Raw genomic sequence first — 14,115 nt, forward strand, 5'->3', positions numbered from 1 at the left:
AACATTATCGCTTGTTTCCATGATAGCACCGAGAAAAAAAGACCGTTAGAACGATCTTTAGGTCATTGTATGACTATTTTTATACATTTTCTTCGCCACTGACACGGGGTTTGGCAGTATTTTTAGAAATGGTATTTTCTTTAGTATCCTCCTCCAGCAACGGCAGCACAATTTTCACTTTGGTCCCTTTGTTTAATTGACTGGTCACTTCTACACCGTATTCTTTACCGAACAATAGCTGGATCCGTTCATGAACGTTGCGGACGCCGATTCCGCTGAACAGCTGCCGTTTCCCTTTGCGGCTTGGTATCTGGTCAATCCGCATGCCGTCCCCCGTATCGACGACTTCACAAACCAGCTGTTCCTCCCGCCTTGCGATCAGAATCTGGATATAGCCCTGCTTCTTTTCCGTGAACGCATGAAAAAAAGCATTTTCGATAAACGGCTGGATCACGAGCTTCGGCAAGTGATAGTGCAAACAGTCCGGAGCAATGAAGGTATTCACCCTGATTCGCTCCCCGTAACGTGTCTGATTGATCAACACGTAGTTTTTAATGTTGGTTACTTCCTGTTCGACCGTGATGGTTTCATCGACATTGCCAAGCGCATTCTGCAGCAGCGGAATCAGCGCATCGATCGTCTCCAGCGCTTCCGCTTTTTTGTTTTCTTTGACGAGAAATTTCACTGACGTCAACGTATTGTAAAGAAAATGCGGATTGATCTGGTGCTGTAAGGCTTCCAGCTCTGATTTCCGCTGTTTACGCTGTGCCTTCAGTAAGTTGTCGACATGCTCCTGCAGTTCGTTCAGCATATAATTGAACGCGTGTGCCAGCTTTTTGGCTTCATACCCGCCGCTCTCATCAATCGGTTTGTTAAAATCATATTTGGCCATATCGGAAATTTGCTTGACGAGCCTCCGCAGCGAATTGGTCATTCTCCTGGAAATGATATAGACAATAGCGACCGCCAACAAAACAATCGCAATACTGATCAGGACAATTTCCTTTCTGTCCACCAGGTTATTGATGACCAGCTCTTTATCGACAAGATTGACCAAATACATATCAAGAGCTGGCAATGCCGAGGTCAATAGCATATAATCCTTGCCAAACACATGGACATCCTGATATTCCAAGCCGTTTTCATCTGTCTCTTCAGCAACCGCCAGCAATTCCTGGTCCATTTGTCCGATTAGTTCCTCCTGGTTGCTGGAAATGATTCGCCCGTCGCCGTTCATGACCAGCACACTGTTCCCTTCGCTCGTGTATCCTTCATAAAACTCGCGTAGGTCCTTTTCGCGAATCGGTATATACAAATAACCGTACACGTTATCGGTCGAGCTTTCAGTGAGTGCTTTGGTGGCGACAATCATCCTCCTGCCATTGGTGAATTCCCCTTCTGATACAAACTGATAAAGAATTTCGTCTGGATGATCGTTAGTCTTTTTCGTGATCGGGTGGTCAAACAACGCATCGGCGGAAACCGACCAGTTGATATATTTCATATTGAATAACTGCTTGTTCTTCCCGAGCACGATCATGTTAGCATCATTTGGATTGTTGGAAAAAATCCGGTCCATCTGCTCTTTGATGGTGTAAAAAGAATTGGATGCTTCCAGCGAGCTGACATTCTCCTTTGTCAGCAGCCGCTTGATCATCCCGTTGTCCTGGACGTTGATGGTGGTAAATGCAACCGAATAGCTGAATGACTCAAATTGCTGTTTGATTTGATTCAATACCTTTGTATTGGTGATACTGAACGTTTCCATGAACAAATTATTCGACATCCGGATGGTACTGAAGGTAATCAGCACCGTTACTGTAATGATGCTGATCACCATGACCAGGAACATTTTCACAAATAAACTGTTTGTCCGGATCGTGCTCATCAATTTTTTCATCATTCATCCTCACATCTTTGCTGAACTTTTTTGCGATAGCGTCCTGGAGACATGCCTTCCATCCGTTTGAACACTTTACAAAAATAACTCGGTTCGCCGTAGCCGACCATTTCGCTCACTTGATTGACCGACACTGTGCTCGTATCCAACATTTCTTTTGCCTTGGCGATTCTGACATGGTTTAAATAGTCACTGAAACCGATATGAAAATGAGTGCTGAAATAGCTGGATAAATAGGAAGGATTGTAGTGAAAATGCTCGGCCAAAGCTCCCAGAGACAGAGAATCTGCATAGTGCTCATCGATGTAGTCGAGCAGCGCCTGAATACCTGGAGAACGGTCCGCCTTCGTATGGTTTGCCAGCAAGGACTGAACAGCACCAAGGAAATCATCAAACTGGGCAATCGCCGATTTGGCATCTTTTGCTTCATTGATATCGGCAAAATACTGGTATTTTTCCTGTTCCAGTTCCTCAACATCGTACTTCATGTTGCCCAAAAGGACGAGAACGTTAAAGATGATGTTTTCCAACCAGGACTTGAATTCAAAGATATCCTGCTTGTAATCCCTCGTTAACTGTTCCACGTGCTTTTCCAGTGAAGCGATCGCGGTGTCGAACTTTTTTTGTTTAAACAGCTCGATGAACTGACTCAGCCGAAACGGACTTGCCTTTTCCGGTTCAGGCAGTTCCCCATCGATCAGAACGGTTTCTCCTGATAAATAAAACAAGTAGTTATGCAATTTCACGAGACTGTTTTCATACACACTTTTCAGTTCATCTATAGACGAAAACGGCATACTAATTAACGAAGCAGCATTTAATCCGGATTCGTGATACTCGTTTGTCAAATGGATCAAGTTCTGCTTGACGGATAGCTGTTGTTCAGCCGGAAAGTTGATCAGCAACACCTGGAAATCGCTTTCATTTTGTGGAAGCAGTAACGACTTCTTTTCCGGACCGAGATCCATGAATCTCTCCAACACCTCTCCTTCTTTGTCGTCATCCACCCAACAAATCCCTGCCAGAAAAAATTGATCATAAGGAAAATCCTTTATCATTTGTTCTTCATGGCTGGGCAAGGTGTATCCCTGAATCCGTTTTTCCAGCACCTCCTCCAGCGAGACGGTCTTTTTAGCCGTTCCTTTGGTAGCAGGCGCTATCCTGCGCAGCGTTTTGATCAGTTCTTCCCCGTTGAGCTTCGGCTTGAGAATATAATCGGCCACCCCATTTTGAAAAGTCGAGCGGACATAGTCAAAGTTTTCAAAACTGCTCAACACGATGATTTCCATTTCCGGATATTTCGCTTTCGACAGTTTGACCAGCTCGGTACCGTCCAAATCAGGCATGACAATATCCGTAATCAGAATATGAGGCTCGACTTTTTCGATCATCCGCAAAGCTTCCTTGCCGTTCGAAGCTTCCCCGACTATTTGGAATCCTTCCCGTTCCCAGTCGATATAATTGATGATCCCTTGTCTGATCAACATTTCATCGTCAACGATCAATACCTTGTACAAAGCCCTCATACTATCTCCCTCCCCCTTTAAAAGTAGCTTTCCTTAGAAGAAATACGAAGCGGCACGTGTACGGACAAAGCTTTTCATATTGCTGACAGTATGGCCGGATGACAATCGGTTTCGTTATTATTAGTTTAATATAAAGGATAAAGGATAAGTACTGCTTTTTTGTTCCGGTGCCACCATGCCGGGATGATTCCAAATGATGGCACTCGATCAACCGATGGGAAACCAATCCTGTTAATGAACCATTCTACCTTAAGAAGGTTATTTTGACTATATGGGGAAGATATTGTCGAAACGGGGTGTATCATTTGTGTTTTCGGATAGATGTGGGAAAATAAAAAGAAATATTGCTTGGAGGTATCAACATGGTAAAAACGCTGCAGGACACAACGACGTTGCATAATGGGGTGGAAATGCCTTGGCTCGGACTGGGCGTCTTCAAGGTCGAAGACGGCGACGAGGTTATACAATCGGTCAAAGCCGCCATCAAGCACGGCTACATCAGTATCGATACAGCTGCTGTTTACAAAAATGAAGAAGGGGTGGGACAAGGAATAAAAGAATCCGGGATCTCCCGCGACAAATTGTTCGTTACCTCGAAGCTTTGGAACGGCGACCAAGGATACGAATCGACCCTGGCCGCTTTTGAAACCAGCCTGAAAAAATTGGGACTCGATTACCTTGATTTATATTTGATTCACTGGCCGGTTCCGTCGCAAGGAAAATTCAAAGAAACGTGGAAAGCGATGGAAAAGCTCTATAAAGAAGGAAAAGTGCGGGCAATCGGTGTCAGCAACTTCAAGGAGCATCATTTGGACGAGCTGTTGGACGATGCAGAAATCACTCCCATGGTGAACCAGGTAGAATTCCATCCGCATTTCCAGCAAAAAGAATTGAGAGCCTATTGTAAGCGGCATGGCATTCAACTCGAAGCATGGTCCCCATTGAAGCAGGGACAGTTGTTGGATGACCCGACACTGAAAGAAATCGGAGATAAATATGGCAAGTCGCCGGCACAGGTGATCATCCGCTGGGATTTACAAAGCGGCTTCATCACGATTCCGAAATCGACAAAGGAACACCGCATCGTAGCCAATGCCGAGGTATATGATTTTGAATTGTCGGCAGAGGATATGGAAAAAATCGAACAGATGGATACCGGTGTTCGTGCTTTCCGTGACCCGGACGAAAAGAAATAAGGAACAAAGTGCCTGGGACAAAAGCATGGCCACTAAAATACAAACCGAACGAATTATAAATGCCAATCAAATTCGTTCGGTTTGTATTTGTATATTCTCTTTTTATCCTGTTGTTTGATGTGCTTCAAATCGCTACGGCAGGATACTACGCGTTCCATGGGCACGGCTTCAACTTCCTCAGAAAGCACCAACCGCTTTCTTGCGGAATTTTCAGCTCGTGCTGTTCCCGTAGGAGTCTCCGTATCTTGCCTTCGCTACGTTTTCGGGCTCTGATTTCCACATGATCAAGACCATATGGACCGTATTCTTCTATTAGCTGATAGGTATCTAAACAGTAAAGAAGACGAAAAATCAGCATGGGGGTTCCTTTATTCTTTGGAAATTGGACTATAGCATAAAAAGGATAAAGAAGCACTCCTGGTTTCCATGCGGCTTCGCTTTCTATCCGTAACGGCAATAGGCAAAACGGAAATCACATCCGAAGAGAAGGTATCTCGATCTAACGGAGGCAAGGTATGAAGACTCCAGCGGGATGAGCGCGAGCTGAAGATCCACTTGGCAAAGCGGTATTCTTTGACAAGTTAGCTGAAGCCGTGCCCGCGGAAAGCGAAGTACCTTGCCTGAGTGGGAAGTTGCGTTTTTCTTGGGGTAGAACGATTTGCTTTTTATTTTGGTCACGTTGCTTTTGTCCCAGGCTCTTTTTTACCATACAGGGGGAGTGCGTGCGGGAAACGAATTCCTTTTCCCCCTGTCCATTCGTACCCGTTACGGGTTAAATTCTATTTACGCTTTTTTGAACAATTGCTCGAATACAGCGTCGATAGTCGGAAAGCCGCTGATATCCTCGTCGGTAGGGTCATCTGTCTCCACCGTCCATTCCTGCCTGGCCAGTTCCAACTGCCCCTCATCTGTTTTCGCGAACGGCATGTGCACCATGTACACTCTGCCGTTTTTTCTTACCGTATAGCCAATGTAATAATCGTCTTCCGGCCCTTCTTCTTCAAAGGTACCGATATCATCAATATTGTACTTTTTCATAAGCGGTTCAAAGGAATCTTGCAGGTCGCCCCTTATTTGGTCAATGGTTACATGTTCCACGTTCCATCCCTCCTTGCCCTTTAATATGGATTCCTTTCGAATAAGCCATGCATGCAAAAATTTCCTCGTCTTACCGTGGAGGTTTGAAGCAGACTATAAATGGAAGACACTATAAGAGAAGGGTGAATCCAAATGACTAATAAAGATCCAAACCATATGAAACGTGAAAAGAAAACCAACCCAATTGGTGAACAGCCATTAAGCTATCCAGGCCAGGAAGCCAATGACTTCCGTGACATCACCTATTCTCCAGGTGAAAACCGCTATTTGAACGAGCAACGCGGGAAAAAGCGAGACTGAAACAGGGAAAGCAGTTGGTCCCGCTTATCTGGAACCAACTGCTTTATTGTTCATTGGTGCTTCCACGTCCGTTGTTAAGGTTGAGAAAGTGAAATGGATTGCCAATCAGCTTCCCAAACATACGTTAAAACATCACATTATGATAAGCATCGTTCACTAATTCTGCATACCGCAGCCATTGAAAGACAAAGAAACCTGCAACAGCTAAATTGATTGCTGCAGAAAAAGATAGATATTTTCTTTTTTTCGGGTGGCCTTTCATAAGCCGTTCACTTAACAAGACGGCATACGTAGCTATAAAGAATGGAGCGATGATCAACAAAACCAAAACCCAATGATTGAATTCTTCCATGTAAGTACCCAAAACAGACAAACTTTCTGCTTCATTACTCACATCTGAGTTGATGACAGGCTCAGGTCCGCTTAAGCCCTCATACATAACAAACTGATTCTGATCATTAACTTCATACTTTAAATACGCAAAATCAAACGCAACGTAATAAATTCCCACCAATAGCAGCAAACTGACAAAAAAAGTAAGAAACCACCGAGACCTCTTCGTTTTCACACCCATCCCCCTTTTCGATTGCTGACTCCCCATTAATGCACCGACTTCATCACTGCCAATTATTTCAAAATTCTAATCATTACTCAAGGTTTTTTCGCATTTTAATTGTTAGGGAACAAAAGAGCAGGGCTGCGGGGGAGTTGAACCATCATCCGAAAGTCAGGATGTCCATCGCAGGAAGCTTAGGTGAGTTCTCCATTTGCACTTGAGCATGCCCTAGCAATACAAAAAAGCAGTTGGCCCGTTTCAACGGAACCAACCACTTCCTCTTTTTACCCTTCCTCGGTATGCATCCACGTTTTCCCGTCCGTATTGTTTTGCGTGATTTCCTGCTCGGCGGTGAGTGGATGGTTTTTGGTCAGCTCTTCGTTCTGTCCCGGATGCTGTTCGAACTCGCTAGCAATGACATCATTCAGGACTGCCGAGCTGTCTGTTTCGGTTTTGACATTGTTCATTTCCTTGCGCAGTTGTTTGTCGTTTTTCATATAGGACCTCCAGTAAATAACGCTTTGTTATTTATTCTTCCAGATTTCCTACCTAGTATGAATGTTACTTAAAAAAAGCGCGGTTTTAACTTTTAGCAGGAAAGTTCTCTTCAATTTGTTCTTGAAGGATTTCCATTCCCTTAGGACTCAACACAATGCCACTTGGCAGTACGATATTGTCCTCGCTGATTTCCCCAGTTATCATACATTGCTTGCGCGGCTTGTATTTTTGCAGGACGATTTTATCCTCATCGACAAAAATTTCAACAGGATCCTTTTCTTCAATTTCTAAATTCCTGCGAACTTCCATCGGGATCACAATACGGCCCAATTGATCCAATTTCCTTACTACACCGGTACTTTTCACTTTGTTCTCCCCTTTATGAAAATAATAATAAAATTATTCAATATGCTAGCCTAAAACTATATAATCATTGTAACAAGTCAGAGCAGAGTTCAACGAATACTTTGTTTTTGTGCAGAATTTTTTAATCTAACTTTTGGTTAAATAGGATTACCATTAACCTAATAAAGCAAAAACTCCTCAAAATCGGTTTCGGCAGATTTTTTAAACCGACGCTGCTTTTGGACAATCCATAAATCACGCATGATACTGAAATCTTTCACAGTTACTTCACGCAAAGCTTTATATTTCAATTCTTTTGTCACCGTCAAACGTGGAAGGATGCTGACACCCAAGTCTGCCTCCACTGCACTCTTAATCGATTGCATGCTGCCGAGTTCCATTGCATGCTGGATCCCCTCCAGCACCCCTCGGTCATCCAAAGCATTTTCGACAATTAAACGTGTACCTGAGTCTTTTTCACGCCATATCATCTTCTCTTCAACAAGCTCTTGAACGTCAATATAATCGCGTGTAGCCCATCGATGATTGTGGGCAGTGACAAGAATCAGCTCATCATCGGCAAACTTCCGAACTTTAAAATTGTCGTTGTCAACCGTACTTTCTACCAAGGCTATATCGACTTCGTTTTCTTCCAATTTCGCCAAAATATACGGTGTATTGCCGATGGATAAACTAAATTTTATTTCCTCATGTTGCTTTTTGAAATTCCCTAGCAATCCAGGCAGTAGATACTCGCCAATTGTCAAACTGGCCCCGACCTTGAGTACGGACGCTTGTACGCCAATCAATTCCTGCATCGCTTCATAGGAAATATTGTCGAGTTCCACTATTTCTTTTGCGTAGCCATACAACGTTTTTCCAGCATCCGATAACAGAAGTTTTCCATCCGTCCTGTCAAACAGCAATGTTCCATAACGATTTTCCAGCTGACGAATCTGCCTGGTCACAGCCGGCTGGGTCACATAACTCGACCGAGCCGCTTGGCTTATGCTCCCTTCATCGACTACACGGCAAAACATCCGTAAGCTTTCTATATTCACAACGCACCACCTTGCCGATCTTCTTCGTTGATTTTGCAGCGTTTGGCTACAAGCACTTCATGCATCACGCACGCACCGGAACCCCATGTTTCCGGTCGAACTGTCGATGGTATTGGAACTGCGGGCTGCTACTCTATATCGGTTGCAATAAGAATGATGACAAAGATAGGAACCGCCGCGCATCACCTTGGAAGTTCCTTTGGAAGGCCCGGTCGGATTTACTAGCTGCTCCATATCTCTACTTCGATCAAACCAGTCGGCACACCATTCCCAAACATTCCCTGATACATTGTATAAGCCGAATCCATTGGCAGGAAAAGACTTTGCCGGCGCAGTTCCCACGTAGCCATCATCCGCGGTGTTCTCTTTTGGAAAATCACCCTGCCAAATATTGCATCGATATTCTCTATTCGGCGTCAGTTCATCTCCCCACGGGAACCGCTTCTGCTCCAGGCCCCCGCGAGCTGCAAATTCCCACTCGGCTTCGGTCGGCAGCCGTTTCCCGGCCCATTGGCAAAACGCTTCCGCGTCATTCCAGGAAACATGAATCACCGGGTGATCCATTCGGTCTTCAATCGAAGAATCCGGCCCTTCCGGCTGGTACCAATAAGCCCCCTCCACAGCAAACCACCATGGTGTGGAAGGAAGCTGTTGAATGGCCATGGATGGTTTTTCGGGCAAAAATTTATAAAATACGAACGACCAACCGTATTTCTCTGCTTCGGTCTGGTAACCTGTTTCCTTCACAAACGCATCAAATTCTTCGTTGGTGACTGTATAACTGTCCATGTAAAAAGGAGATACTTCCACTTTTCTTACTGGTCCTTCTCCATCGGTTTTAAAACCTTCCTCATCATCTGTTCCCATCAAGTATTCACCGCCGGGAACATAGATCATTTTCTCCTGATACCGCACTTGTGCTCCTGCACTTACAATTGATTTAGTGCCTTCTTCTTTATTTTGAAAAGACTCATGGATTTCCGTTCTACTTCCGGCACAACAAGAACAAGTATGATGATTAGGTGTCTCTTTTGCCATTAGCGCACATCCTTTAAATAGAAATCGCATCCCCAAATCAGAGTGTTTTTTTGCCATATTCCTGTCAGATAACGTTTCCTTCCTTTATTCTATCATCTGTAGGAAGAATTGCATCAATACAAACTGGTTATACCCTATAAAATATAGTGAATAGACAAGTGATCTCCTATCTGAAAGAATTTAAGTAGTTACTTTACATAAGGAGGCACTTACTATTTTGGACATCATGACAGGATTATTGCTGCTTTGCATCGGGATAATCGCCGGGGGTTACGGGACTATCGTAGGAGCAGGGGGAGGATTCATTTTTGTACCTGCGTTATTGCTGCTCTTTCACATGGATCCAGCGGTTGCTTCAGCGTCAGGGTTGGTAATCGTTTTGATCAATTCCCTATCAGGCGTGCTAGGTTATGCAAAGCAAGAAAAAATTATATATAAAACAGGACTGACTATAGGAATGAGCGCATTACCGGGTTCCCTGGCCGGAGTTTGGCTATTGCAGCATTTTTCTTCGCAATATTTTTACGTCGTTTTCGCAACCACCCTGGTTGCACTCGGGCTATTTTTATTTAGCAAGAACACACCTTTCCCAAGAAAAGGCGTCATAAATAAAGATGGCAAGAAAGCTTATCAGGAAGCTGGCCCCACTCTAGAAAAGGATGCAAGTGTGACACAAGCAGCAAGCATATCTAACGCCCAAAACACCGGTGCATCATCCGGTTGGTTCATACCGCTTGGATTAGTAATGGGTATTCTTTCAAGCTATCTGGGAATCGGCGGCGGCTGGTTATTGGTGCCGATTTTGATTTATATTTTCAATGTCTCTACTCATTTCGCAACAGCCACCTCGCTTTTTTCCTTATGTTTATACTCATCAGTCGGTGTGATTTCCCAGTTTTTTTACGGGAATATTGACTGGATGACGGTATTTTGGGGCGGCGCAGGTGTCATTGCCGGTGCCCAGCTTGGCGTTTTGTTGTCCCAGCGGATACCGGGACGCATCATTATGCAAATGCTCTCTATATTGCTAGTGGTGATAGGGGTTAGGATGTATTTTAGTTAATGAAGTATTCCCACGATAAATAATCACTTTAAAGGTATCCTATATTAGTACTGGGGGATTTTGTTAGTTCACTTTGACCAAAGTAGTAAAAAAGATGCCAACAGTACATCAAGCTGGACTATTATTCATAATTGCCGGTTTATCTTTTAAACTGAAAAGTAACTCCCCTTAGTTGGATTTATAATTATTATTCCTGCACCTTTTCCATGTACTCTTTCCGTATTTGGGAAAGGGATTTTCCAGACTCCTTATGCACCGCAAATACGTAAGTTTGGATACTTGACCAACCGAAAAGGTTTTTTAACCATTGCTGCATGGAAATTTCTTTTCCATTTACTTCTACATTTCCATTTGCTTGCAAAACTCCTTCGTCATCACGACCTTTAGCTGCTATAATATCACCTGGCTTTACTACACCCCAGTCAATCATCTCCCCGATTTTTGGAAGAGTTCTTCTGTTTATTCCTTTTTTGTGCATTCTACGGTTCAGTGAATTATCCAAAAAATTCACATAATAATCTTGATATGTATTCAGTGGCAAAACTTTTTCAATATCAATATACACTTCACCATTAATATCGTATGGAATTAATTTAAAACAACTTATATCTACGTTATTACTATTCAACCAAGCAACCGCTGACAGCGTCTGCTCATCATAATCGGAAGCAGCGAGTATAATTGTTTGGTTTTTATTAAAATTGTTCTCCGCACCATTTTCCCGCAAGAACTCCGTTAACTTACGTGTCCCCAATTCAGCGCTAGTCAAGTATCCTCCTTCAAATTCTGACCGATATTTCTCTATGTAAGGTGAATATACTTTGTTCACTAAATCTTCAATATCTTCAATCGTCGCATAGCTAGCAGCATATCGAATTGCCTGAAATTCAAATGCTTCTTTTCTCGTTTCGATATCTTTTCGGTCTCGCTTAATCTCTATTAATACAATATTTCCTTTGTTATCTATTGCTGTGAGATCGCTGGTTCCTAGTTGTGCATTTCTAACTTGTTTCCCAACAATAAGCATAGATTCTTCTTCATCACAAATGATTTCGATGTTCTTTCTTAACAATTCTTCAATGTCACTTTCTTTAAAATTGAGTTCAGAAAAGGTGGTTTCTCCAATTTTAATCACTTTATCAGAAGTCACATGGTACATTTTAATCCTCCTAAAAAAACCTATTGGTAAATCATTTTAACATGAGCAAAATCGATATAAAAATTGTATTCCATGCTGCTTCAGAGAAAATGAAGTTGGCAGCTTGAGCCAAAAATTATAGTGCATACTGACCAAAATAGTGAGAGCAAGAATAAACTAACGCGTTATCCTGGAAAATGTTTCTACCAATCTACCATGTTTAAAAAACCGAGAATAAGAGAATAATAATAACAAACAACAAAACGATTAGGAGGGAAACAACATGCATCAAAGAAAGAAAGTAAAATTAGACCAATTCATCAGAGAGGACAGATTTGAATTAGAATCTTATGTTTCACAACTAATTAAACACCATTCAAATGATGCTCCTACTCGTTCACATGACAATGCAATGGCTCGATAACTCGATTTATTACTTATTCACTAAAGAAGCACAACTCAACATATATGGTAGACGGGAAAGGTTGACTGATTGACAGTCGACCTTTTATTTATGTCTCTCCTGAAAGTGAACATCTCAATTGTCTATTTTTTAAAATGCTATTTCCCCATCCCTTTACTCCATTGCTTGATCCGATTTTATATCCGACTATTACGTCAAAAAGTGCCCCATAACCCTACTTTTTACTCTGTTATTTTGTTTACCGAACTTTTACATTAAAGACACAACCAGCTTTAAACTAGTTTGCTAGTTTGAAAGTGTCCTACAAATTAAAAGGAGGTATTCCTATGTGGAAAAAAGTACTACTTGCTGTCTTGCTTTCCACGTCTCTCTTCAGTACATCGGTTTTCGCCGCACCTTCCGAAAATGACCATTTCAAAAACAGGTACAAGCATGTCCAACTCCTGGGAATCAATGATTTCCACGGTCAGTTAGACGTTTACCGTGACATTGCCGGGAGACAAGCAGGCGGGGCAGAATATCTGGCAGCTTACCTTAAAAAGTATGAACAAGAAACGAAGAATACTTTGCTGGTCCACGCCGGGGACGTTGTCGGTGCCAGCTCCCCTGTATCCTCGCTGCTTCAGGATGAACCAACCATCGAAATTTTAAACGAACTTGGCTTCGATGTAGGAACGGTAGGTAACCATGAATTCGATGAAGGCGTGGACGAGATGAAACGCCTTATTTATGGAGGGGAACACGAAGAAACCGGGGAGTTTGAAGGGGCTTCCTTCCCTTATACCGTGGCAAACGTGGTAGACGAAGATACTGGAGAAACGATTCTACCTCCATATGTGATTAAAAAGGTGAATGGCATCCCAATTGGATTTATCGGTGTCGTCACAACGGAAACACGAAACATCGTGCTTCCAAGTGGTATCGAAGGTGTAGAATTCACCGATGAAACAAATGCAATTAATGATGCGGCTCAGCAACTAAAAGAGCAAGGGGTGAAATCCATTGTCGTTCTTGCTCATGTGCCTGCTTCTTCCGAACAAGATGGCACTAATCCGTCGGGTGATGTCGTGGAATTCGCTCCCCACATCGACGATGAGGTCGATGTCATATTGGGCGGCCACAACCATGATTATGCCAATACCGTTGTCGACGACAAATTGATCGTTCAATCCTACTCCAGCGGTACTGCTTTTTCGGATATTGACTTAATGATTGATCCAAAAACGAAAGACATCGTTTCCAAAGAAGCAGCAATTGTTACGACTTATCATGACAGAATCGAACCTGATGAGCAAATTGCAGATATGGTCGATACTTATAAAAAAGACATCGAGGACTTGGTTGAGGAAGTAGTAGCAGAGACTTCTGAAGCCATTACAACCGGTCAGGATGAAAGCGGCGAATCAGCCCTCGGGAACCTGGTCGCAGATTCTCAGCGGGCTACCATGGGTTCGGACTTTGCTTTCATGAATCCAGGCGGAATCCGTGCTGATCTGGACGAAGGTCCGGTCACTTGGGGAGAGCTTTATACCATGCTTCCGTTCGGGAATAATCTGGTAAACATGACACTCACCGGAAATCAAATCAAGGCTGTTCTTGAACAGCAATGGGAAGATAATTCATCCACCATTCTACAAGTTTCCGGGCTGCAGTACACCTGGGAAGATGATGCTCCTATCGGTGAAAGAATTGTTGAGATGACAGATAACGAAGGAAACCCGATTGAACCAAGTCAAGCGTACACAGTTACAGTGAACAACTTTCTAGCGGAAGGCGGAGACGGATTTACCGTACTTACCGAAGGAACTAATCAAGTAACAGGTCCACTTGCTTTGGATGCAATGATTGCGTATTTGCAAGAACAAGAAGGGCCTATAGCAGCGCCGGAAGATGGGCGGATTGAGATTAAGTAGTTACGACTATGGTTTAATATCACACACAAAATATAATAGACGAAGTAGTGAAACAAGAA

General features: G+C 43.1%; 13 protein-coding genes. 4 read left to right on the top strand and 9 right to left on the bottom strand.

Annotated elements, in window-relative coordinates:
* Positions 1-79 precede the first annotated feature (79 nt).
* Positions 80-1,903, bottom strand: a complete 1,824-nt coding sequence (locus ERJ70_RS16670) for a cache domain-containing sensor histidine kinase (protein WP_309507108.1) — start codon at positions 1,901-1,903, stop codon at positions 80-82.
* Positions 1,900-3,426, bottom strand: a complete 1,527-nt coding sequence (locus ERJ70_RS16675) for a response regulator transcription factor (protein WP_209365890.1) — start codon at positions 3,424-3,426, stop codon at positions 1,900-1,902. The genes ERJ70_RS16670 and ERJ70_RS16675 overlap by 4 nt, the downstream gene beginning before the upstream one ends.
* A 362-nt stretch (positions 3,427-3,788) precedes the next feature.
* Here ERJ70_RS16675 and ERJ70_RS16680 point away from each other — a divergent pair, with 362 nt between their 5' ends.
* Entirely contained in the window at positions 3,789-4,622 is an 834-nt protein-coding gene (locus ERJ70_RS16680; protein WP_209365891.1) for an aldo/keto reductase, read from the top strand.
* 783 nt (positions 4,623-5,405) lie between these two features.
* Here ERJ70_RS16680 and ERJ70_RS16685 read toward each other — a convergent pair.
* A complete protein-coding gene (locus ERJ70_RS16685) occupies positions 5,406-5,720 on the bottom strand; it encodes a DUF5634 family protein (protein ID WP_209365892.1) in 315 nt (104 codons plus the stop codon).
* A 132-nt stretch (positions 5,721-5,852) separates the two neighbouring features.
* On the opposite strand from ERJ70_RS16685, the gene ERJ70_RS16690 reads away from it, so the two are divergent.
* A complete protein-coding gene (locus ERJ70_RS16690; RefSeq protein ID WP_175486813.1) occupies positions 5,853-6,020 on the top strand; it encodes a hypothetical protein in 168 nt (55 codons plus the stop codon).
* Between the two features lie 124 nt (positions 6,021-6,144).
* Here ERJ70_RS16690 and ERJ70_RS16695 read toward each other — a convergent pair whose 3' ends face one another.
* The 5 genes from ERJ70_RS16695 to ERJ70_RS16715 form a co-directional block, all read right to left on the bottom strand.
* Positions 6,145-6,588 (bottom strand): hypothetical protein, encoded by a 444-nt coding sequence (locus ERJ70_RS16695; protein ID WP_209365893.1) that lies wholly within the window; start codon positions 6,586-6,588, stop codon positions 6,145-6,147.
* A gap of 272 nt (positions 6,589-6,860) precedes the next feature.
* Positions 6,861-7,073: a hypothetical protein gene (locus ERJ70_RS16700; protein WP_209365894.1), complete on the bottom strand. Its 213-nt coding sequence runs from the start codon at positions 7,071-7,073 to the stop codon at positions 6,861-6,863.
* Between the two features lie 85 nt (positions 7,074-7,158).
* The gene (locus ERJ70_RS16705; RefSeq protein ID WP_209365895.1) at positions 7,159-7,440 is read right to left on the bottom strand and encodes an AbrB/MazE/SpoVT family DNA-binding domain-containing protein; all 282 of its coding nucleotides are present in this window, start codon (positions 7,438-7,440) and stop codon (positions 7,159-7,161) included.
* Between the two features lie 158 nt (positions 7,441-7,598).
* On the bottom strand, positions 7,599-8,480 hold the full coding sequence (locus ERJ70_RS16710) for a LysR family transcriptional regulator (protein ID WP_209365896.1): 882 nt from the start codon (positions 8,478-8,480) through the stop codon (positions 7,599-7,601).
* 57 nt (positions 8,481-8,537) lie between these two features.
* A complete protein-coding gene (locus ERJ70_RS16715; protein WP_209365897.1) occupies positions 8,538-9,518 on the bottom strand; it encodes a formylglycine-generating enzyme family protein in 981 nt (326 codons plus the stop codon).
* 217 nt (positions 9,519-9,735) lie between these two features.
* Here ERJ70_RS16715 and ERJ70_RS16720 point away from each other — a divergent pair, with 217 nt between their 5' ends.
* The gene (locus ERJ70_RS16720) at positions 9,736-10,581 is read left to right on the top strand and encodes a sulfite exporter TauE/SafE family protein (protein ID WP_209365898.1); all 846 of its coding nucleotides are present in this window, start codon (positions 9,736-9,738) and stop codon (positions 10,579-10,581) included.
* Positions 10,582-10,768: 187 nt separating this feature from the next.
* Here the strand turns inward: ERJ70_RS16720 and ERJ70_RS16725 are convergent, their stop codons facing one another.
* The gene (locus ERJ70_RS16725; RefSeq protein ID WP_209365899.1) at positions 10,769-11,740 is read right to left on the bottom strand and encodes a hypothetical protein; all 972 of its coding nucleotides are present in this window, start codon (positions 11,738-11,740) and stop codon (positions 10,769-10,771) included.
* A 729-nt stretch (positions 11,741-12,469) separates the two neighbouring features.
* On the opposite strand from ERJ70_RS16725, the gene ERJ70_RS16730 reads away from it, so the two are divergent.
* Entirely contained in the window at positions 12,470-14,056 is a 1,587-nt protein-coding gene (locus ERJ70_RS16730) for a bifunctional metallophosphatase/5'-nucleotidase (RefSeq protein WP_209365900.1), read from the top strand.
* Positions 14,057-14,115: the final 59 nt, after the last annotated feature.

It is taken from the genome of Sediminibacillus dalangtanensis, assembly GCF_017792025.1.
Classification (GTDB): Bacteria; Bacillota; Bacilli; order Bacillales; family Amphibacillaceae; genus Sediminibacillus; species Sediminibacillus dalangtanensis.

Excerpts from the sequence above, each read along its gene's own strand:
- ERJ70_RS16715 (WP_209365897.1), bottom strand. The coding sequence starts at position 9,518 with ATGGCAAAAGAGACACCTAATCATCATACTTGTTCTTGTTGTGCCGGA.
- ERJ70_RS16700 (WP_209365894.1), bottom strand. The coding sequence starts at position 7,073 with ATGAAAAACGACAAACAACTGCGCAAGGAAATGAACAATGTCAAAACC.
- ERJ70_RS16675 (WP_209365890.1), bottom strand. The coding sequence starts at position 3,426 with ATGAGGGCTTTGTACAAGGTATTGATCGTTGACGATGAAATGTTGATC.
- ERJ70_RS16725 (WP_209365899.1), bottom strand. The coding sequence starts at position 11,740 with ATGTACCATGTGACTTCTGATAAAGTGATTAAAATTGGAGAAACCACC.
- ERJ70_RS16670 (WP_309507108.1), bottom strand. The coding sequence starts at position 1,903 with ATGATGAAAAAATTGATGAGCACGATCCGGACAAACAGTTTATTTGTG.
- ERJ70_RS16680 (WP_209365891.1), top strand. The coding sequence starts at position 3,789 with ATGGTAAAAACGCTGCAGGACACAACGACGTTGCATAATGGGGTGGAA.
- ERJ70_RS16690 (WP_175486813.1), top strand. The coding sequence starts at position 5,853 with ATGACTAATAAAGATCCAAACCATATGAAACGTGAAAAGAAAACCAAC.
- ERJ70_RS16730 (WP_209365900.1), top strand. The coding sequence starts at position 12,470 with ATGTGGAAAAAAGTACTACTTGCTGTCTTGCTTTCCACGTCTCTCTTC.